Genomic DNA, 18,186 nt, shown 5'->3' on the forward strand with positions numbered 1-18,186 from the left:
GCGTCCTGCGATACGCTAGTGGGACTATGAACAAGAAGAGGGTTCTGAGGATCGCCGCCATTGTCGCCGCGGTTCTCGTCGTCATTTACGCCTTCGGTGTGCTCACCGATTCCACACGTGGTTACGACGACGTCGACACGTCCGTGGCCATGCAGCAGTTCGACGACAGCAATGTCGCCGAGGTGCAGATCAACGACCGTGAGCAGCAGTTGCAGATGACGCTGCGCAACGAGATCAGCGTGGACGGCAAGGACGGCATCGATCAGGTCACCGCGCAGTATCCCGCGCGTGCGGCGGACACGGTCTTCGACCGCGTCGAGGCGTCGGACGCTGACAGCTACTCCACGAATGTCACGCAGGACAGCCTGCTGGGCTCGATGCTGGTCATGCTGTTGCCGATCATCCTGATCGGTGGTCTGCTGCTGTTCTTCCTCACCCGGATGCAGGGTGGCCCGGGCGGGGCGTTCAACATTGGCAAGTCGAAGGCCAAGGAACTCAACGTCGACAACCCGGACACCACCTTCGACAATGTCGCCGGTGCCGATGAGGCGGTCGAGGAGCTCGACGAGATCCGTGACTTCCTGCAGAATCCGGAGCGCTACGAGCACCTGGGCGCGAAGATCCCGCGCGGTGTGCTGCTCTACGGTCCTCCCGGTACGGGTAAGACGTTGCTGGCCCGGGCCGTGGCCGGTGAGGCCGGTGTGCCGTTCTACACGATCTCCGGTTCGGACTTCGTGGAGATGTTCGTCGGTGTGGGTGCCTCGCGTGTGCGCGACCTGTTCAAGACCGCCAAGGAGAACAGCCCCTGCATCATCTTCGTCGACGAGATCGACGCGGTCGGCCGCCAGCGTGGCGCCGGTATGGGTGGTGGCCACGACGAGCGTGAGCAGACCCTCAACCAGCTGCTGGTGGAGATGGACGGCTTCAGCGACCGCGAGAACGTGATCTTGATGGCCGCGACGAACCGTCCGGACATCCTGGACCCGGCGCTGCTGCGCCCGGGACGATTCGACCGTCAGATCCCGGTGAGCAACCCGGACATCGCCGGGCGTGAGCAGATCCTGCGCGTGCACTCCGAGGGCAAGCCCCTGGCACCGGACGCGGACCTGAGGTCACTGGCCAAGCGGACCGTCGGCATGTCCGGCGCGGACCTGGCCAATGTGCTCAATGAGGCAGCACTGCTGACCGCCCGAGTGGACGGCAACGTGATCACCGGCGATGCGCTGGAGGAGGCGACCGACCGAGTGATCGGCGGTCCGCGCCGCAGCACGAAGATCATCTCGGAGCACGAGAAGAAGGTCACCGCCTACCACGAGGGCGGCCACACGTTGGCGGCGTGGGGCATCAAGGACATCGAGCGGGTGTACAAGGTCACGATCCTCGCGCGCGGGCGCACCGGCGGCCACGCCATGGCCGTGCCGGAGGACGACAAGGGCATGTACAACCGCTCCGAGCTCTTCGCCCGGCTGGTGTTCGCCATGGGCGGGCGCTCTGCCGAGGAGCTGGTCTTCGGCTCGCCGACGACCGGTGCGTCCTCCGATATCGAGCAGGCCACGAAGATCGCCCGCTCGATGGTCACCGAGTACGGCATGAGCCCCGAACTCGGCGCGGTGAAGTACGGCGAGGAGCAGGGCGACCCGTTCGTGGGCCGTGGTGGTCAGGGATCGCTGGAGTACTCCCCGGCGGTCGCCGCCACCATCGACGAGCAGGTTCGTATGCTCATCGAGAAGGCACACGGGGTGGCCTACCGCATCCTGCGCGACAACCGTGACTACCTGGACCGACTGGCGGAGAAGCTGCTGGAGAAGGAGACGTTGCGTCGTCCCGACCTCGAGGCGATCTTCGACGACATGGAGCCGGTGGAGGTCAGCGACGTCTTCCCGAACCAGGACGCCGGGCATCCGAAGGACTTCCGCGAGCCGGTGAAGACCCCCACCGAACTGGCACGCGAGCGTGGCGAGGAACTGCCCGCCCGCAACGACTTCTTCTCCGAGGCGCGTAAGGCGCGTATCGAGCGTCGGCGTCGTCAGCAGGCCGGCGAACTGGAGGATCAGCGCGACGGAGGCGAGCAGGGCGGCCCCGGCGCAGCCTCGCATCCGGGGCAGCAGACTCCGGGCCAGCAAGCTCCGGGCCGCTGGAGCGGTGCCTCGCACCCGGACCACCTGTGGGGTGGTCAGGACCGCGTCGATCCCGAGGCGGCCCCGGAAGCGGGAGGACGTCACCCCGGTGAGAGCAGCTACGGTGCGGGACCGTCCGGCCCCGCCTCCGCACCGGCGGAGCAGGAGCTCCGTGGTTTCCAGTTGCCGGAGAGTGAGCGTCCGGACAACCCGTGGACGAGTGATGATGCGCCGACGCGTAACCTGAGGGCCCAGAATGGCGGGGCCCAGAACGACAGGACCCCGGATGACGGTGGTCGCCATCACCGCCGCGACGACACTGACGAGAAAGACTGAACCGACACCGTGACTGACACTGAACACGATCCGGAGAACGCACCGGTCTCGCTGAGTACCGGACGTCCCTTCGACCAGGCCCGTGCCGAGGCGGCCGTGCGTGAACTGCTGCTCGCCGTGGGCGAGGACCCTGATCGCGAGGGACTGCAGGAGACCCCGGCCAGGGTGGCACGTGCTTACCGTGAGTCCTTCGGCGGGCTGTACGACGATCCTCGGGAGGTGCTCGCCAAGACCTTCAACGAGGACCACCGCGAGCTCGTCCTGGTCAAGGACATCCCGGTGTACTCCACCTGCGAGCACCACCTCGTGCCGTTCTACGGTCATGCCCACATCGGCTACATTCCCGGCGACTCGGGCACGGTCACCGGGCTGTCGAAGTTGGCGCGTCTGGCCGACGGCTTCGCCAAACGTCCCCAGGTGCAGGAGCGTCTGACCAGTCAGATCGCCGATGCGGTGTCGGAGAAGCTCAAGGCGCACGCGGTGATCGTGGTCATCGAAGCCGAGCACCTGTGCATGGCGATGCGCGGTATCCGCAAGCCCGGTGCGACCACGGTGACCTCCGCGGTGCGCGGTGGTTTCCGTGAGGACGCCCGCTCCCGTGCCGAGGCCATGAGCCTCATCCGCGGGCACTGAGCACGGCAGGCACCATGACCGGAACACCAGCATTCCCGACCGCGGTGATGGGGATCCTCAACGTCACGGACGACTCCTTTTCCGACGGTGGCATGTGGTCCACGACCGACCGTGCCCTGGCACATGCCCGGGAGATGGTCGCCGCGGGCGCGCACATCATCGACGTCGGCGGGGAGTCCACCCGCCCCGGTGCCACCCGTGTGCCGGCGGACGTCGAGGCGTCCCGGGTGGTTCCGGTGATCCGTGAACTCCACGCCGAAGGCATTATGACCAGCGTGGACACCATGCGCGCCAGCACGGCCGCCGCTGCGATGGAGGCCGGCGCGGAGATCGTCAACGACGTCTCCGGCGGGCTCGCCGACCCCAAGATGTACGCCACCGTCGGTGACGTCGGGGCCGACTACTGCCTGATGCACTGGCGCGCGCAGCGCTTCGAGTCCGCGGAAGGACGCGCCGACCACGGCGGGGACGTCGTCGCCGACGTCTGCCGGGTGCTGGCGGAACTTTCCGAGAAGGCGCAGGACGAGGGCCTCGACCGCGACCGCATCATCGTCGATCCCGGCCTGGGGTTCGCCAAGGACGCCGATGACAACTGGGCGCTGCTCTCGGGCATGAGTTCCTACCTGGAGTTGGGCCACCGGGTGCTCATCGGCGCGAGCCGCAAGAGGTTCCTCACCGCCCTGCGTCCCGGCGACGACGGTGCGCCGGGGACCCCGGAGTCCGCAGACGACGCCACCGCCGCGGTCAGCGCCCTGGCCGCGGCGTCCGGCGCCTGGGCCGTGCGCGTCCACGACGTGGCACCCAACCGCGCGGCCGTCGACGTCGCATATGCCGTGGCCACCGGCCACGGACCCGCACTACCTGGAGGATGGAGGGCCCGTCGTGGCTGACCGCATCGAATTGGCCGGCCTGGAGGTCTACGGCTACCACGGGGTCTACGACTTCGAGAAGGAGCAGGGCCAGAAGTTCATCGTCGACCTGGTGGTCTGGACGGACTTCACCGACGCCGTCGCCGACGACGACATCACCCGCACCATCTCCTACGTCGACCTCGCCGACATCGCCGTGGACATTGTCTCCGGGCCGAGCATGGACCTCATCGAGACCGTCTCGGCGACGATCGCCGACCGCATCAACGAGGTGGCCGGCGTGGTCGCCGTGGAGGTGACCGTCCACAAGCCGGACGCGCCGATCCACCACCCGTTCTCCGATGTGCGGGTCGTGGCGCGCCGGTCGCGCAAGAGCCCCGGGACGCGCACATGAGCGCCGATCGTGCTGTGCCTGCGGTGCTCGCATTCGGCTCGAACCTGCCCGGCACGCTGTCGGCTCCGGAGGACCAGATTCGCCGCGCCGCACATGCCCTGGCCGGGACGGACGGGGTGGACGGGGTCACGCCGCTGGCCGCCAGCGCGATGTACGCCACCGAGCCGTGGGGGGTGACCGACCAGGAGGAGTTCCGTAACTGCGTGCTCGTCGTGGAGACCACCCTGTCCCCGCTGACCCTGCTTCACCACTGCCAGGATCTGGAGCAGGCCGCGCGCCGCGTGCGCTCGCGGCACTGGGGGCCGCGCACCCTCGACATCGACATCATCGACTACGCCGGGGTGCGCAGTGAGGGACGCTGGGGCGAGGAACTCGTGTTGCCGCACCCGTGGGCGCACCAGCGCGCCTTCGTCCTGGCGCCGTGGCTGGACGCCGACCCGCAGGCGGTGCTCGACGGACGGCCCGTGCGTCACCTGCTCGCCGACCTCGATAGCGGGGACGGAGGGGACGCCGGAATCCGGGCGTTGCCCGACGTACGATGGGCCCCATGAACCAGACCAGTGTGGGGCTGCTCGCCACTTCGGCGGTCGCCGCCGGGGTCGTGTCCTTCGCCGCGGTGTGGGTGTTCTACGGCAGCTACCCGCCGATGCGGGTCAGCGGTTCGCTGGCGTTGTGGGTCTTCGCCGCCGTCGCCGGTGTGCTGGCCGTGATGGTGCGCCGTCGCATCGCCGACGGGGAGGTCGGGCAGGACCGGTCGCAGATGTCGCCGGTGTTCATCTCCCGCTGTGCGCTGTTCGGCACCGCCTCGGGGTGGATCGGTGCCCTGGCGATCGGTTTCTACGGTGGGGTGGCGGTGTACGTGCTGCTGCGTCACAGCGATCTACTGGCCGCCCAGCAGGACGCCCCGGGGGTGGTGGTGTCGTTGCTGGCGGCGGTGGCGATGACGGTGGCCGGTGTGCTGCTGGAACGAAGTTGTCTGGTCCCTCCCGGCGATGCCGACGGTGAGGACGGGCGCGGCGATGTATTCTTGACTCCATGAGTTCCGCGTATTCGCCCGACGATTCGCACCGGCTACCCGATCCGTCGAGCCGGAGCGGTTCCTCCACGCCGGGAAATGGTCTGAAGCTGCTGATGTACCTGGTGTTCGTTCTCGCCCTCGCGGCGACGATCATCATGTTCTTCGTCGACTCGGAGGTGTGGCTGAATGTTGCCGTGATCACCTCCCTCTGGGCGGCGTTCTTCGGCGCGATCCTCGTGTCGCGCTACTCCGGGGTTCTCGGAGAGGAGCGCAGCCGTCGGCGGGAGCAGGAGCGCCGCCACAAGGCGGAGCTGGACCGCGAACGCTCGGAGTCGCAGCGCCGCGAGGTGCAGTTGGAGAATGACTACCGCAGCCGTCTCGGCAGCGAGCACGACAAGACCCTCGACGCCATCCGCAAGGAGCTCGAGGCGATGCGTGAACAGCTCTCCGATCTGTCCGGTGGGGCGTGGGACGGCGAGCAGGTGTCGCTGAAGGCCCGTGCCGAGCGCATCATCGAGCTCGAGCGCAATGTCTCGCGTGCTGGTGAGAACGCCGGTGGCTCCGGTCATCCTGGGGCGCACGAGCGCCCCGAGGCCGCCGAGCCTGCTTCTGAACCGGCCGCCGAGCCCGCGCAGAAGAATGGGCAGAACCGTTCCGGTGGACGCCGCGGTGGTTTCTCCACGGGCACCTTCGCCGCAGTGCGCTGGTCGGGTGCGGACAGCGAGGACACCACGCAGATCCCGATGGTCGTTGACACCCGCTCGATGGATCCTGCCGATTCGGACGCCGATTCCGCCTCCGATTCCGCCTCCGATTCAGGAGCAGAGACCACCCCGGCTCCCGAGCCGCGTCCGCGTTGGTCGGAGCAGCAGGACGCAGCGGCCCCCGCGGCAGAGCCCGCCGCCGAGCCGGCACAGCCTGAGCAGCCTGCCGCACCGGTGGCTGCGCAGCCAGAGCAGCCCGAGGAGACCGCTGCACCGGCCCCGACCCCGTCACAGGGTGAGACGCAGGGCCGCCGCCGTCGCGCCGAGGAGGCCGAGGTCCATGGTCGTCGTCGTGCCGACGAGTCCGACCAGGGCGTCACCGTCGCCGAGCTGATGGCACAGATGAAGAAGAACGCCCGGTAGACTCGTCCCCCGTGAACGACACCGCACCCACCGACCGACAGGAACCACGCCTGTCGGTCGGAGTCATTTCCGCAGGCGCCGTGGGCACCGCCGTCGCCGAGAGTCTGCTGCGTGCAGGCCATCATGTACACGGTGTGGTCGCCCGTTCCGCACCATCGCGTGAGAACGCCCGAGCACGACTGCCCGGCGTGGCCGTTCACGGTGGCTCCGATGCCGAGATCGCCGAAGTCGCCCAGGCCGCACTCGTCGTGCTGGCTGTACCGGATCCGCAGTTGCCCGGGGTGGTCGAGCAAGTGGCCCGCACCGTGCGCGCTGGCCAGATCGTGGTGCACACCGCCGGTGCTTTGGGCTGCGAGGTGCTCCAACCGGTCACCGACACCGGTGCGCTTCCTTTGGCATTGCACCCGGCGATGACCTTCCGTGGACGCCCCGAGGACACCGACAACCTCGCCGGTTGTGCGTGGGGTGTGACCACCGACTCCGAGACCGGCACGGCCGTCGCCGAGCTGCTCGTCGCCTCGATGGGTGGGATCGCCGTACCGGTGGCCGAGGAGCAGCGCACCGTGTACCACGCGGCTATGGCGCATGGTGCCAACCACGTGGTTACCCAGATCGTCGAGGCCCTGCGCATGCTCGACTTCGCGCTCGGCAGCGAGGATACCGACGCGACCGCAGCGGCAGAGGATCCACGGTCGGCATTGCTGCTGCGCCGGATCCTGCCCGCCGCGGTCACCGGGGTGTTGGAGAGCAGGACGGCCGCACTGACCGGGCCGACGGCCCGCGACGACGCTGCCACCGTCCTGCGCCACCTCGCCGCACTCGGCGAGATTGGCACGCACGCTGGGGAACACGGCGGGCTCGCGGCGTCCTACCGGCAGGACGCGCTGCGCACCGCGCGAGCGGTCGGTTCATTGAACGTGGAACGCGCACTCGACCAGCCCTGACTGGGGTGGGCGGCGCCGGGGCGACTAGGGTGTTCTAGCGTTCCACGAATTTTCGTACCGTCACCCCGCAAGGAGAGTCACCGGTGAGTTTCACCCCGGGTCAGGCCACCGTCTACACCGACATCGACAGCATCGGTGAGCTCACCCGCGCCATGCGCAAGGCAGGACGCCCCGTCGTCCTCGTGCCCACGATGGGTGCGCTGCACGAAGGCCACCTCGCGCTCGTGCGCGCCGCCCAGCAGCTGCCGCGGGCGCTGGTGGTGGTGTCCGTGTTCGTCAACCCGCTGCAGTTCGGCGAGGGCGAGGACCTCGACGCCTACCCGCGCACCCTCGACTCCGACGTGGAGAAGCTCACCGCCGCCGGCGTCGACGCCGTCTTCGCCCCCAGCCCGCGGGAGATGTATCCCAACGGCCCGCGCACCACCGTGCTGCCCGGCGACACCGGCGCGACCCTGGAGGGTGCGCAGCGTCCCACGCACTTCGCCGGGGTGCTCACTGTGGTTTCCAAGCTCTTCCGAATCACGAACTGCAGCGACGCCTTCTTCGGGGAGAAGGACTACCAGCAGCTCGTGCTGATCCAGCAGATGGTCACCGACCTCAACCTGGGCGTGCAGGTCCACGGCGTGCCTGTGGTGCGTGAGGCCGACGGACTGGCGAAGTCCTCGCGCAATATCTACCTCTCGGCGGAGGAGCGCAATGCGGCGATGTCGCTGTCCGCCGCGCTGCTCGCCGGCGCGCACGTTGCCGAGGACGGGGCGGACGCCGTGCTCGATACCGCCCGCCAGGTGCTGGCCACCTCGCCGGGGATCGAGGTCGACTACCTCGAACTGCGCGGTCTTGACCTTGGCGAGGCACCCGAGAAGGGCGATGCCCGGCTGCTCGTCGCCGCCCGGGTTGGTGCCACCCGCCTGATCGACAACGTGGGTGTGCCGCTGGGTATCGGGTTCCGCAATATTGGTGACGAACAGGGCGATGGGCAAGGCGAAGAACCGGAAGCGGTTACGTCCGGCACGTCGAGCGAGTAGGGTACTGCACGTGATCCGCACCATGATGAAGTCCAAGATCCATCGGGCGACTGTCACCCAGGCCGACCTGCACTACGTGGGCTCGTGCACCATCGACGCCGACCTGATGGAGGCCGCTGATCTGCTCGAGGGCGAGCAGATCGATATCGTCGACGTCGACAACGGCGCTCGGCTGACGACCTACGCCATTACCGGCGAGCGTGGCTCCGGCATGATCTCGATCAACGGCGCCGCCGCCCACCTGGTTCACCCCGGTGACCTGGTGATCATCATCGCCTACGGCCAGTACAACGCCGAGGAGCTCAAGGACTACAACCCTCGGGTCGTCTTCGTTGATGACGCTAACGAGCAGGTCACCCTGAGCAGCGATCCGGCCGATGTGCCGGTCGGCTCCGGGCTGCTGAACCCGCGCTACCCGGCGTAGGGGGCGAATCCGGCGGGGGCTGGTCGGGGGCCGGTCGGGGGCCGGCGAGCCGAGTGACCGAGAAAATGTGACCGAGATCAATCGCCGGTCGGGCGTCCGGGGCGAACCCGCCGGTGGGGGAGCGGTAAACGTACCCTGACCTGCTGGTGGGGTGATCTTTTACGGGGTATTTCAGATGTACCTTTTAGGCGGTGGGGCCTAGCGTTGGGGTCATGCACCTCACGAAGTTCACCGACCTGGGGCTCCGCTCGCTGATGATCCTCGGTGACACCGGGGCGGCCGGGGCAGTCGATCCGGCGCAACGACGCACCATCGGCGAGCTCGCGGTCCAGACAGCGGCACCAGCCTCGCACGTGAAGAAGGTCGTGGCCCGGCTGACCGGATCCGGGATTCTCGGTTCAGTCCGTGGCCGCGCCGGTGGGGTGTACCTCGCCGAAGGTGCGCGGGCCGTCGACGTCGGCGCGCTGCTGCGCGAGCTCGAAGGACAACACGAGGTCGTGGACTGCGACGGGGACACCCCGTGCCCGCTCGCCGGGCGCGGCTGCTCACTGCGCCACCTGCTCGCCGAGGCCCAGGAGAACTTCTACTCCACCTTCGACGGCATCACCCTGGGCATGCTCATCGACCGCAACGCCGCGGGCGTGCCCCGCGGGGCAGTCGGGGTCGGTATGCCCCAGATCCCCGCATCGCGGACGCGCCCGTAGCGGCGTCCGCCCCGGCACCTGTAACCACCCGTACTCACCTCTAAGGAAGCTCCCCGATGTCAACCACCGCAACCACCGCACCCACCGCCCCCGACCTCTTCCGCGCCGGGCACCTCACCCCGGAACACGAGTCCACGGTGAAGGCCACTCTTCCGCTCGTCGGGGCGCATATCAACGAGATCACCCCGAACTTCTACGCCCGCATGTTCGAGGAGCACCCCGAACTCCTGCGCGACACCTTCAACCGTGGCAACCAGCGCGCCGGGGACCAGCAGAAGGCCCTGGCGGCCTCGGTCGCCACCTTCGCCTCGATGCTCGTCGACCCCTCCGCGCCGGACCCGGTGGCGATGCTGTCACGCATCGCCCACAAGCACGTCTCCCTGGGGATCACCGCCGACCAGTACCAGATCGTGCACGACCACCTGTTCGCCGCGATTGTCGAAGTCCTCGGCGACGCGGTCACCCCGCCGGTCGCCGAGGCCTGGGACGAGGTCTACTGGCTGATGGCGCAGGTGCTCATCGACGCCGAGACCGGGATGTACCAGTCGGCCGGGGTCGCACCCGGCGACGTCTTCCGCGATGCGGTGCTCACCGAACGCCGCGCCCTGTCGGCGACGGTCACCGAACTGACCTTCGTCGCCGCAACCGACTTCGCCGATGCCCGCCCGGGACAGTACGTCTCCATCGGCGTGGTCATGGCCGACGGTGCCCGCCAGCTGCGCCAGTACTCCCTGGTGGCGTGGGATGCCGAGGGATTCCGCATCGCCGTGCAGCGCGACGGGGAGGTCTCCACCGCGCTGGTGGACGGCATCGCCGTCGGCGACCGGGTGGACGCCACGCTGCCCGCCGGCGACCTGGTGCTGCACCGGGACGTCCTCACCGGCGCGGCACCGGTCGTCCTGGTCAGTTCCGGGATCGGTTCCACGCCGATGACCGGCATGCTGTCGGTGCTGGCCGCGCGCCCGGCGGCCGGAGCACCGGCCACAGTGACCGTCCTGCACGCCGACGAGGACGCCACCTCCCATGCGCAACGCGAGGTCACCGAGGGCTACGTTGAGGCGCTGCGGGCGGCAGGGGCGACGGTGCACGTGCAGACCGCCTACCGCGCCGACGGTGCCCGGATCGACCTTCCCACCCTCGCCGACGAGGGCGTCCTGCCGAGTGGCGCGCACTGGTATCTGTGCGGCGGCAACGGCTTCCTACAGGACATCCGTGCGCAGCTCGAGAACATGGCCGAGAGCCTCGCACCTGCTGGCGTGAACGTGGAACTGTTCAGCCCGAACGACTGGCTGCTGGGCGAGTAGTCTCGACGGGCATGAATGATCCTCATGCGCCGTTGAGCTGGCCCCTGCCGTCCGCGGACATCGTGGGCGAACTCGCGGACGGATCCACGCTGCGACTACGCGCCCCGGTGAACACCGACATCGCCGGGCTGGTCACCTCCAGCAGGCACGAGGACTCGCGGCGTTTCACCTCGCTGTCAGAGAACTACTCCACTCGCGACGCCGAGATATTCCTGCTCACCATGGCCCGCTCACCGGCGGCGATGCTGTGGATCGTCGATGACCCGACCGCGCCGGGAAGTTTCGGCGGCACGCTGGAAGTCCGCCTCGTCGACCGCCACGCTCGGTGTGTGGAGCTCGGTTATACCACCGCCCCACACCTGCGCGGCCGTGGTCTGATGAGTGCTGTGGTGGGCACGGTCGTCGACTTCCTCTTCGACTACCGGGTGCATCGCGCGCAGATCAAGGCGAACCCGGAGAACCTGGCGTCCTGCGCGGTGGCGCGCAAGGCGGGATTCCGGCACGAGGGTACGGCGCGGGACGCCGAACTGCTGCACGGAACCTTCAACGACCTCGACACCTTCGCCCGGTTGGCTACCGACGACTAAGCGCTTGGGCGGTTTTGGCAACCCGCGGGTCGGGGTCGTCGGTGAAGGGAGCGAGGGCGTCCGGGGAGTCCGGCGCGATCTCGGCGAGCGCCTGGACCACGCGCAGACGCGCGTCCGGGGCAGCGCCGGCCGCCGCCGCGACCAGGCTCGCGGGGATGTCGTCGCCGGACGCTGACCTGCGCGTGCGCATCGCCGCGAGCGCCTCGGCGGCCTCCACGTCGTGGTCGCCGGAACACACCATGTCGATGAGTGCGCCCACCAGGGCAGGGGAGTCGGTGCGGCGGGCGAGGGCGAGCGCACTGGCACCGCGGACCGGGGGAGGATCGTCCAACAGGTCGGTGAGGGCCGCGGTGGCGCGGTCATCGTCGATCTCGCGCAGCACTTCCACGATGCGCAGGCGCACCGCGGTGTCGCTGTCGGGGAGATGTGCCAGGAGTGCCGAGGTGATGTCCTCATCGGTGCGCACGAGCGACCAGCGCAGTGCGCCGGCCACGTTCGGGTCGTCCTCCCGCAGGTAGAGCGCCACCAGCGTCGCGACCGTAGGACGCTCGGGCGCGGTGAGCGCGGCCGCCTGGCGGCGTGCGGGGTCTGCAGAGCGCAGCGCCGTGAGCAGTGCGGTGAGTCCGAGGACGTCGTCCCAGGAGTTCGGGGGCGCGCCGGGACGTCCGCGTACCGCGTCGAGATGGTCCAGGAGTGCCTGCTCGGTGTGGATGCGCTCCCGGGTTTCGGCGCGCAGCCGGTCGAGGACCGCGCCGACGTCGAGGTCCGGGGCGTCCAACGCGCTGCGAACCTCCCCGACTCCCATGCCCAGGGCACGCAACGCCTCGGCCTTCATCAGCCGTTCCACGTCGTCGCGGCCATAGTCGCGATAGCCGCCGGACGTGCGCTGTGACGGGCTGACCAGGCCGCGTTCGTCGTAGTGGCGCAGCATGCGCACGCTGACACCTGATAGACGGGACACCTCACCGATGCGCATCAGTCGAGTTTAGCTTGTGCCGCCTCCGCCGCCGCGTACTCGGCGGCGTCGAATCCGAGGTCCGGGTCATCGAGCAACAGCAGCGTCGCCGCGGCGTGCAGGTTCGCCTGCGCGCGCAGGACGTCCCGGGCGTCCTCCCCGAGCTCCAGGTAGGCGCGGGTGAGGCTGCGGCGCAGCTCCCGGTCCCCGCGACCGAGCTGTCCGGCGAGCCGGACGGCCAGACGTGGTGCCTCGGGCCGCGGGACGAGCCCGGCGGCCGCGCGCCAGGCGGTGCGTGCCACCTCGTCGTCGGCGTCCTGCAGCAGGTCATCGGTGATATGAGGGTACGAGGCTTCCTCGCCGATTTTCGACAGCGTATGCAGCGCCTGCGAGCGCGCCTGCGCGGTGGGGGAGTGCAGTTCGGCGAGCAGCGAGGGCACGACGTCGGCGCTGGGATGCCTGGTCAGTGCCCAGGTCAGCATGTCGCGGACGAAGAAGTCCGGTTCCACGGCGCACTGTGCGATGAGGGCTGAGATGTCTCCGGCGCCGTCCCCGCCGCGGGGGTCGGTGCCGGCGGCGAGTGCGGCGCGCATGCGGATGCTGGCGTCCTGCGCGGTGAAGGCGGTGGTCAGGCGGGTGTCAGTGCTCATGCTTAGAGCAGACACCCTCACACTGTGAGAGGGTCAAGGGAGATGCCAAATAGACAGCTTGGTCTGTTGGTGTTAGGGTGGTGAGCACGATCAAGAAGTTCACCACAGTGGTCGCTGCCCCTCATGCGGCAGTGGCTACCCGGTTCCGGCCGGCGAGGGTGACTGGCAACCGTGTCGCGTACATCGGTGCCCCCGGAATGACGATCGGCCCCGGGCGCAGAAAGCGCGTGGGGAAACTGCGATTCACAAGGAGCAAAAATGCGGACAACGCATTGTCGCCTTTACCTGCCCGGACACACTGTCCACCACATCCACGGACGGAAACTGGGGGAGTTCCTGGCTTGTTTCCCGGAACGATGCCTGCACGCGTCGGTCACCGATCTTGGTGACGGCTGGTTGGAAGCCGAGATCGACGGGGAGACGAAAACCGGATGGAGCCACGACCCCGCCAGGGTCTCCGACTTCGCCGCCGACTCAGCCCTGGGGAAAGTGACGTACATTCCCTTCACCGGGACCCTCGCCAGCGCGATCTACAACGAGGACGGCACAAGGTTCGGAAGTACCGTGTTGTACCCGGCCTGGGGTGCGACGCCGCAAGGATTCATCGACGGGACGCTGAAGGAGTGTGAGATGGCCGATGGACCGTACTGATAGCACTGAGAGCATTCTCGACCCCAGGAAAACATGCACCGGACTCGGGCCCGGTCACGGCCGTACCGGCGGCTGGCACAGTCTGCCGATGGGGGACTTTGCCGCCGGCGGCTTCGAGCGGGTGTCGCTGAACAGTGCCCGGACCTTCGATGGAGGACAACCTGGGCGCGTGGAGTTATCCATCGGCGGGTGTAGCGAGGTCGCCTGGCACTGTGATCCTGGGTACCTGATGATCTACCGGATGCTGATGAGGGTGGAGCCCGTCTACTTCCATGCCGAGACCAGCCTGCTGGCCTGCGGGGCCCCGGAGAAGCGGCGCTTCCTCAGCATCAGCTTCGAGGAGCCGGGACCGTGTGAGCGCACAGGCAGGTTGTAGGGGCCTGGGCATCTAGGAGCCTGGGCGTAGATGTCACCTGAGTCATGCCACAGGTCGAGAATCGCCGATTTTCGTACCTGGGGCATGACTCAGCTGACAGGGCTGTGCGGCACCGGAGTCGGGCTGTCCCCGGTATCTTCGGTGTCGTCAGCCTCTTCCCCGTCGGCAGCGTCGTCGGACGCTTCCTCGATGACCTCCTCCGTCACCGCCTCGGCGAGCTTCTCGGTGTCGGCGTCAGACTCTTCCAGCGCGCGGGCCAGTGCCTTCTCCTCCTTGTGGCCGAACTCCTGGTCGTCGTCCTCTCGACGTTCGGTGAGGTCACGGATCTTCTCGCGCTGGGTGATCTCCTTGGCGATCGCCGTGCGTGCGTAGATCCACCAGCCCACGACGATGGCCACCATCACCATGCCGAGGTAGCCGAGCACCGGGTAGACGTAGGCCATGAGCGTGTCGAAGCCGACGAAGCTGACCACGTAGCCGGCGGCACATAGCGCCAGGAACGCCGGGGTGTACCAGGACGGTCGCGCGGCGGTGACCCGCTTGCCCAGGGCGTAGAACATGCCGATGGCGGTGTTGTAGATCATCGCGAAGATGATGAACACCATGATGAAGCCCATCGCCGGGTGCATGGAGTCGAAGAGGGTGAGCATCGGGACATCGTCGGAGCCGACGGTGTCGATATTGGCCAGCAAGGTGAACACGGCCAGGATCAGCAGCACGGTGTAGATAATGCCGCCGAGCAGGCCACCCATGCCGGCATCGCGCATATTGGTGTAGTTGCCACCGATGACCAGCGACATGGACACCCCGAGCAGCAAGGCCAGGCCGTTGTAGTTCAACGCCGACAACCACCAGGGGCTGACCGGCGAGTCGGCCTGCACAGCGATGTCGTTGAGCGCGCTGAAGTCCGAGGGCAGGTTGAACAGGGTGTAGATGAAGCCGATGACCACGGCGATGATCAGCAGCGGGGTCAGTGCGCCGATGATGTCGCTGACCTTGTCCACGTCCAAAAGGCCGGTGACCATGACGAGCGCGGTCATGATCAGGGCGCCGATCCAGGAGGGCAGGCCGAATTGCTGCTCCAGGTTGGACCCGGCTCCGGCGAGCATCACGAAGCCGATGCAGAACAGGGTCAGGGTGACCACGATGTCGAGGCCCCAGGACACTACCGGGTGGCTGATCGCGCGGAAGACGGCCTTGTGCTCGTCGGCGAGGAAGTAGCTGCCGAGCTGCAGGATCACGCCGCCGGCCACGGCCATGACCACGCCGGCGAGGATCGCACCCCACAGGCCGTTGAGGCCGAAGGAGGTGAAGTACTGGATGACCTCGAGGCCGGTGGCGAATCCCGCACCGACCAGGAGGCCGAGAAATGCCATGGATATCTTCAGTCGTTGCTTCACTGCCCCGGTTCCTCCTGGGATCATCCTCGCGTCGTCGGCGACGTAGGTGCGGCCGACGTACCGATTCAAGAACTCTACTCCGGGATACGCAGGCTTGCCTGTGTCCGAATAGGTGTCTCACCAGGGCATTTGTTCGGTTTATGGGTGCGCGAGTTGCGGTGCGCACTGGTTCACGACGCATGGAACTAGACTGCTCTGTCTATTGCTGTGCTAGTGTCGTGACCACGATCAAGAAGTTCATCCCGCGGTTGTTGCGTAAGGACGCACCGGCCGCCCGGGCCCCGGCCGGAGTGGGTGGCTGGCAACCGTGTCGCGGACACCGGTGCCCCCGGAGGGCGATCGGCCCCGTCGGGCACAGATGACACGACGGGGAAACGCGAAGTCAGGAAGCATTATGCGACACCCACAGTGCACCACCGTCCATCCCGGCCACCAGGTCCCCCGCGGCTTGGCGAGGAAGGTCTCCGAGGCACTCCACCCGGCGTCCGGCGGTCTTGACCGCTTCGAGGCCGTCCACCTCACCGATCTTGGCGGAGGATGGTTCGAGACAGAAATCGCCGGCGAGGTTCGTCTGGGCTGGAACCACAGCCTCGACGACGTCGCCGCCTTCGCCCGCGACTCCGTCCTCGGCGATGTCCTGTTCATCCCTGAGCAGGCGGTTCTTGTCTGCGTGCGAACCCAGTCGGACGCTTCGGCGTCCCGCCGCCGTCTGCTGTCACCGGCGTGGGGGACGTCAGGACGGTGCGTACCGTCGGACGCCACGACGCGTCGCCGGGCGCACCTCTGAAGTCACTCCTTGGCGGAGGACCCGTCCCCGTCCTCTTCCTCTCCGTTGCCTTCGGTGACCTCTTCGGTGACCTGATCGGCGAGTTCTGAGGAGTCCATGTCGGACTCCTCGAGCTCCTCGGAGAGCTGGGACTCCTCATCGGACCCGAAGTCCTGAGCGTCGTCCTCGCGGCGTTCAGTGAGATCCTGGATGGTCTCGCGGTGGCCGCTCTCCTCGGACAGGCGGGTCCGTGCGTAGAGCCACCAGCCGACGAGCATGACAACCATCGCCATGCCGAGGTAGCCGAGCACCGGGTAGACGTAGGTCATCAGCGTGTCGAAGCCGACGAAACTCACCGCGTAACCGACCGCGCACAGCGACAGGAACACCGGGGTGTACCAGCCCGGACGCGAGGAGGTGACGCGCTTGCCCAGGGCATAGAACATGCCGATGGCGGTGTTGTAGATCATCGCGAAGATGATGAACACCATCACGTACGCCATCGCCGGGTGCATCGAGTCGAACAACGTGAGCATCGGGACGTCGTCGCCGGAGACGGTCTCGATATTGGCCAGCAGGGTGAACACCGCCAGGATCAGCAGCACGGTATAGACGACGCCGCCGAGCAGCCCGCCGCGTCCCGCGGCACGCATATTCGCGTGGTTGCCGCCGATCACCAGGGACATCGACACACCCAGCAGCAAGGCTAGGCCGTTATAGTTCAGGGCCGACAGCCACCACGGGCTCACCGGCGACTCCTCCTGGACGGCGAGGTCGCTGACGGCGCTGAAATCGTCCGGCAGGTTGAACAGGGTATAGACGAAGCCGACGAGTACGGCGATGATCAGCAGCGGGGTCAGTGCGCCGATGATGTCGCTGACCTTGTCCACGTTGAGTAGCCCGGTGACCATCACCAGCACCGTCATGACCAGCGAACCGATCCAGGACGGAAGGCCGAACTGCTGCTCCAGGTTGGACCCGGCGCCGGCGAGCATCACGAAGCCGATGCAGAACAGGGTCAGGGTGACCACGATGTCCAGCGCCCAGGACGCCACCGGGTGGGTGATGCTGCGGAACACCGCCTTGTGCTCGTCGGCGAGGAAGTAACTGCCGAGCTGCAGGATCACTGCGCCGGCCACGGTCATCACCACGCCGGCCAGGACCGCACCCCACAGACCGCTCAGGCCGAAGGACGCGAAGTACTGGATGACCTCGAGGCCGGTGGCGAATCCCGCGCCGACCAGCAGCCCGAGGAATGCCATGGAAATCTTGAGTTGTTCCTTCACTAGTCCGGAGCCTCCTGAAGTAATCCGCGTGCCGCACATGGGGTGGGGCGGGGGTAGGTTGCCGGACTGTACCGGAAAAGCTCCGCTAGGGTTGCAGGCCATATGTGGATCGGAACTCTTGAACTCGACGTTCTCCTCGGTGACGTGCACTCCCTCAAGCAGAAGCGCTCCGTGGTGAGACCGGTGATCGCCGAAGTCCAGCGGAAGTTCGGGATCTCCGTCGCCGAGGTCGACCACCGTGACCTGCACCGTCGGACGGGGATCGGGGCGTCGGCGGTCAGTGCGGACCGGGAGCACGTGGTGGAGGTGCTGGAGTCGGTGGAGCGCCTCGTGGCGTCGCGCCCGGAGATCCAGGTGCTGTCGGCACGGCTGCGCTACCTGTCCTCCGAGGACCTTCCCGGGGACGTCTAACTCTCCTGCGGTGGTTCCTGCTCCTTGCGCGGCCGCCCGCGCCGGGGGAGATCCCCGGTGGACGACGGCAGGCGTCCTGCGCGGCGCAGCTGGTCGCGCAACATCACCTCGATCTGGGCGTTTACGCTGCGCAGGTCGTCGTGCGCCCAGCGGGCGATGGCGTCGTACACCGCCGGGTCGATGCGCAGGGGGACGTTCTTACGCGCCAT

22 protein-coding genes are annotated in these 18,186 nt (G+C 67.8%); 17 read left to right on the forward strand and 5 right to left on the reverse strand.

Annotated features, from left to right (window positions below; genetic code table 11):
- Window positions 1-26: 26 nt before the first annotated feature.
- The 13 genes from ftsH to ACT3SZ_RS12810 all read left to right on the forward strand — a co-directional run bounded on the left by ftsH (window position 27) and on the right by ACT3SZ_RS12810 (window position 11,482).
- Window positions 27-2,453 (forward strand): ATP-dependent zinc metalloprotease FtsH, encoded by a 2,427-nt coding sequence (gene ftsH, locus ACT3SZ_RS12750; protein ID WP_444619166.1) that lies wholly within the window; start codon window positions 27-29, stop codon window positions 2,451-2,453.
- Between the two features lie 9 nt (window positions 2,454-2,462).
- Window positions 2,463-3,086 (forward strand): GTP cyclohydrolase I FolE, encoded by a 624-nt coding sequence (gene folE, locus ACT3SZ_RS12755; RefSeq protein ID WP_444619168.1) that lies wholly within the window; start codon window positions 2,463-2,465, stop codon window positions 3,084-3,086.
- A 14-nt stretch (window positions 3,087-3,100) separates the two neighbouring features.
- The gene (folP, locus tag ACT3SZ_RS12760; protein WP_444619170.1) at window positions 3,101-3,976 is read left to right on the forward strand and encodes a dihydropteroate synthase; all 876 of its coding nucleotides are present in this window, start codon (window positions 3,101-3,103) and stop codon (window positions 3,974-3,976) included.
- The gene (gene folB / locus ACT3SZ_RS12765; protein ID WP_301443570.1) at window positions 3,969-4,349 is read left to right on the forward strand and encodes a dihydroneopterin aldolase; all 381 of its coding nucleotides are present in this window, start codon (window positions 3,969-3,971) and stop codon (window positions 4,347-4,349) included. The genes folP and folB overlap by 8 nt, the downstream gene beginning before the upstream one ends.
- A complete protein-coding gene (gene folK, locus ACT3SZ_RS12770) occupies window positions 4,346-4,900 on the forward strand; it encodes a 2-amino-4-hydroxy-6-hydroxymethyldihydropteridine diphosphokinase (protein ID WP_444619171.1) in 555 nt (184 codons plus the stop codon). The genes folB and folK overlap by 4 nt, the downstream gene beginning before the upstream one ends.
- Window positions 4,897-5,388 carry a DUF3180 domain-containing protein gene (locus tag ACT3SZ_RS12775; protein ID WP_444619173.1) on the forward strand — a complete coding sequence of 164 codons (492 nt, stop codon included), beginning with the start codon at window positions 4,897-4,899 and terminating at the stop codon, window positions 5,386-5,388. Before folK ends, ACT3SZ_RS12775 begins: the two co-directional genes overlap by 4 nt.
- Window positions 5,385-6,494, forward strand: a complete 1,110-nt coding sequence (locus ACT3SZ_RS12780; protein WP_444619174.1) for a DUF6779 domain-containing protein — start codon at window positions 5,385-5,387, stop codon at window positions 6,492-6,494. Before ACT3SZ_RS12775 ends, ACT3SZ_RS12780 begins: the two co-directional genes overlap by 4 nt.
- A gap of 11 nt (window positions 6,495-6,505) precedes the next feature.
- Window positions 6,506-7,438 carry a Rossmann-like and DUF2520 domain-containing protein gene (locus ACT3SZ_RS12785; RefSeq protein WP_444619175.1) on the forward strand — a complete coding sequence of 311 codons (933 nt, stop codon included), beginning with the start codon at window positions 6,506-6,508 and terminating at the stop codon, window positions 7,436-7,438.
- Window positions 7,439-7,521: 83 nt separating this feature from the next.
- A complete protein-coding gene (panC, locus tag ACT3SZ_RS12790; protein WP_444619177.1) occupies window positions 7,522-8,463 on the forward strand; it encodes a pantoate--beta-alanine ligase in 942 nt (313 codons plus the stop codon).
- Window positions 8,464-8,473: 10 nt separating this feature from the next.
- On the forward strand, window positions 8,474-8,887 hold the full coding sequence (gene panD, locus ACT3SZ_RS12795) for an aspartate 1-decarboxylase (RefSeq protein WP_444619179.1): 414 nt from the start codon (window positions 8,474-8,476) through the stop codon (window positions 8,885-8,887).
- Between the two features lie 212 nt (window positions 8,888-9,099).
- A complete protein-coding gene (locus tag ACT3SZ_RS12800) occupies window positions 9,100-9,591 on the forward strand; it encodes an RrF2 family transcriptional regulator (protein WP_444619181.1) in 492 nt (163 codons plus the stop codon).
- A 56-nt stretch (window positions 9,592-9,647) separates the two neighbouring features.
- Window positions 9,648-10,895, forward strand: a complete 1,248-nt coding sequence (locus tag ACT3SZ_RS12805; protein WP_444619183.1) for a globin domain-containing protein — start codon at window positions 9,648-9,650, stop codon at window positions 10,893-10,895.
- Window positions 10,896-10,906: 11 nt separating this feature from the next.
- Window positions 10,907-11,482, forward strand: a complete 576-nt coding sequence (locus ACT3SZ_RS12810) for a GNAT family N-acetyltransferase (RefSeq protein WP_444619185.1) — start codon at window positions 10,907-10,909, stop codon at window positions 11,480-11,482.
- Here the strand turns inward: ACT3SZ_RS12810 and ACT3SZ_RS12815 are convergent.
- Both ACT3SZ_RS12815 and ACT3SZ_RS12820 read right to left on the reverse strand, forming a co-directional pair.
- Window positions 11,469-12,458, reverse strand: coding sequence for a MerR family transcriptional regulator (locus ACT3SZ_RS12815; RefSeq protein ID WP_444619187.1), 990 nt, complete (start codon window positions 12,456-12,458; stop codon window positions 11,469-11,471). The genes ACT3SZ_RS12810 and ACT3SZ_RS12815 overlap by 14 nt on opposite strands.
- Window positions 12,458-13,087 (reverse strand): HEAT repeat domain-containing protein, encoded by a 630-nt coding sequence (locus ACT3SZ_RS12820; RefSeq protein WP_444619189.1) that lies wholly within the window; start codon window positions 13,085-13,087, stop codon window positions 12,458-12,460. Before ACT3SZ_RS12820 ends, ACT3SZ_RS12815 begins: the two co-directional genes overlap by 1 nt.
- A 258-nt stretch (window positions 13,088-13,345) precedes the next feature.
- Here ACT3SZ_RS12820 and ACT3SZ_RS12825 point away from each other — a divergent pair, with 258 nt between their 5' ends.
- Complete coding sequence (locus tag ACT3SZ_RS12825; protein ID WP_444619191.1) at window positions 13,346-13,738, forward strand: hypothetical protein; 393 nt, start codon at window positions 13,346-13,348, stop codon at window positions 13,736-13,738.
- Window positions 13,725-14,114, forward strand: a complete 390-nt coding sequence (locus ACT3SZ_RS12830) for a hypothetical protein (protein WP_444619193.1) — start codon at window positions 13,725-13,727, stop codon at window positions 14,112-14,114. Before ACT3SZ_RS12825 ends, ACT3SZ_RS12830 begins: the two co-directional genes overlap by 14 nt.
- A gap of 89 nt (window positions 14,115-14,203) precedes the next feature.
- Here the strand turns inward: ACT3SZ_RS12830 and ACT3SZ_RS12835 are convergent, their stop codons facing one another.
- Window positions 14,204-15,583, reverse strand: a complete 1,380-nt coding sequence (locus ACT3SZ_RS12835) for a hypothetical protein (protein WP_444619195.1) — start codon at window positions 15,581-15,583, stop codon at window positions 14,204-14,206.
- A gap of 325 nt (window positions 15,584-15,908) precedes the next feature.
- On the opposite strand from ACT3SZ_RS12835, the gene ACT3SZ_RS12840 reads away from it, so the two are divergent.
- Window positions 15,909-16,301, forward strand: coding sequence for a hypothetical protein (locus ACT3SZ_RS12840; RefSeq protein ID WP_444619197.1), 393 nt, complete (start codon window positions 15,909-15,911; stop codon window positions 16,299-16,301).
- Between the two features lie 2 nt (window positions 16,302-16,303).
- Here the strand turns inward: ACT3SZ_RS12840 and ACT3SZ_RS12845 are convergent, their stop codons facing one another.
- Window positions 16,304-17,566: a YkvI family membrane protein gene (locus ACT3SZ_RS12845; RefSeq protein WP_444619199.1), complete on the reverse strand. Its 1,263-nt coding sequence runs from the start codon at window positions 17,564-17,566 to the stop codon at window positions 16,304-16,306.
- A gap of 102 nt (window positions 17,567-17,668) precedes the next feature.
- Here ACT3SZ_RS12845 and ACT3SZ_RS12850 point away from each other — a divergent pair, with 102 nt between their 5' ends.
- Complete coding sequence (locus ACT3SZ_RS12850) at window positions 17,669-17,977, forward strand: DUF503 domain-containing protein (RefSeq protein WP_444619201.1); 309 nt, start codon at window positions 17,669-17,671, stop codon at window positions 17,975-17,977.
- Here ACT3SZ_RS12850 and ACT3SZ_RS12855 read toward each other — a convergent pair.
- A complete protein-coding gene (locus ACT3SZ_RS12855; RefSeq protein ID WP_444619203.1) occupies window positions 17,974-18,186 on the reverse strand; it encodes a hypothetical protein in 213 nt (70 codons plus the stop codon). The genes ACT3SZ_RS12850 and ACT3SZ_RS12855 overlap by 4 nt on opposite strands.

The organism is Corynebacterium sp. AOP40-9SA-29, from assembly GCF_052377405.1.
GTDB lineage: Bacteria > Actinomycetota > Actinomycetes > Mycobacteriales > Mycobacteriaceae > Corynebacterium.

What these genes read in the sequence shown, in the direction of transcription:
- ACT3SZ_RS12805 (WP_444619183.1), top strand. Translation starts at nt 9,648, where the DNA reads ATGTCAACCACCGCAACCACCGCACCCACCGCCCCCGACCTCTTCCGC.
- ACT3SZ_RS12850 (WP_444619201.1), top strand. Translation starts at nt 17,669, where the DNA reads ATGTGGATCGGAACTCTTGAACTCGACGTTCTCCTCGGTGACGTGCAC.
- ACT3SZ_RS12825 (WP_444619191.1), top strand. Translation starts at nt 13,346, where the DNA reads ATGCGGACAACGCATTGTCGCCTTTACCTGCCCGGACACACTGTCCAC.
- ACT3SZ_RS12820 (WP_444619189.1), bottom strand. Translation starts at nt 13,087, where the DNA reads ATGAGCACTGACACCCGCCTGACCACCGCCTTCACCGCGCAGGACGCC.
- ACT3SZ_RS12840 (WP_444619197.1), top strand. Translation starts at nt 15,909, where the DNA reads ATGCGACACCCACAGTGCACCACCGTCCATCCCGGCCACCAGGTCCCC.
- folK (WP_444619171.1), top strand. Translation starts at nt 4,346, where the DNA reads ATGAGCGCCGATCGTGCTGTGCCTGCGGTGCTCGCATTCGGCTCGAAC.
- ACT3SZ_RS12815 (WP_444619187.1), bottom strand. Translation starts at nt 12,458, where the DNA reads ATGCGCATCGGTGAGGTGTCCCGTCTATCAGGTGTCAGCGTGCGCATG.
- ACT3SZ_RS12810 (WP_444619185.1), top strand. Translation starts at nt 10,907, where the DNA reads ATGAATGATCCTCATGCGCCGTTGAGCTGGCCCCTGCCGTCCGCGGAC.
- folP (WP_444619170.1), top strand. Translation starts at nt 3,101, where the DNA reads ATGACCGGAACACCAGCATTCCCGACCGCGGTGATGGGGATCCTCAAC.
- ftsH (WP_444619166.1), top strand. Translation starts at nt 27, where the DNA reads ATGAACAAGAAGAGGGTTCTGAGGATCGCCGCCATTGTCGCCGCGGTT.
- ACT3SZ_RS12780 (WP_444619174.1), top strand. Translation starts at nt 5,385, where the DNA reads ATGAGTTCCGCGTATTCGCCCGACGATTCGCACCGGCTACCCGATCCG.
- ACT3SZ_RS12775 (WP_444619173.1), top strand. Translation starts at nt 4,897, where the DNA reads ATGAACCAGACCAGTGTGGGGCTGCTCGCCACTTCGGCGGTCGCCGCC.
- ACT3SZ_RS12855 (WP_444619203.1), bottom strand. Translation starts at nt 18,186, where the DNA reads ATGGCGCGTAAGAACGTCCCCCTGCGCATCGACCCGGCGGTGTACGAC.
- ACT3SZ_RS12800 (WP_444619181.1), top strand. Translation starts at nt 9,100, where the DNA reads ATGCACCTCACGAAGTTCACCGACCTGGGGCTCCGCTCGCTGATGATC.
- ACT3SZ_RS12830 (WP_444619193.1), top strand. Translation starts at nt 13,725, where the DNA reads ATGGACCGTACTGATAGCACTGAGAGCATTCTCGACCCCAGGAAAACA.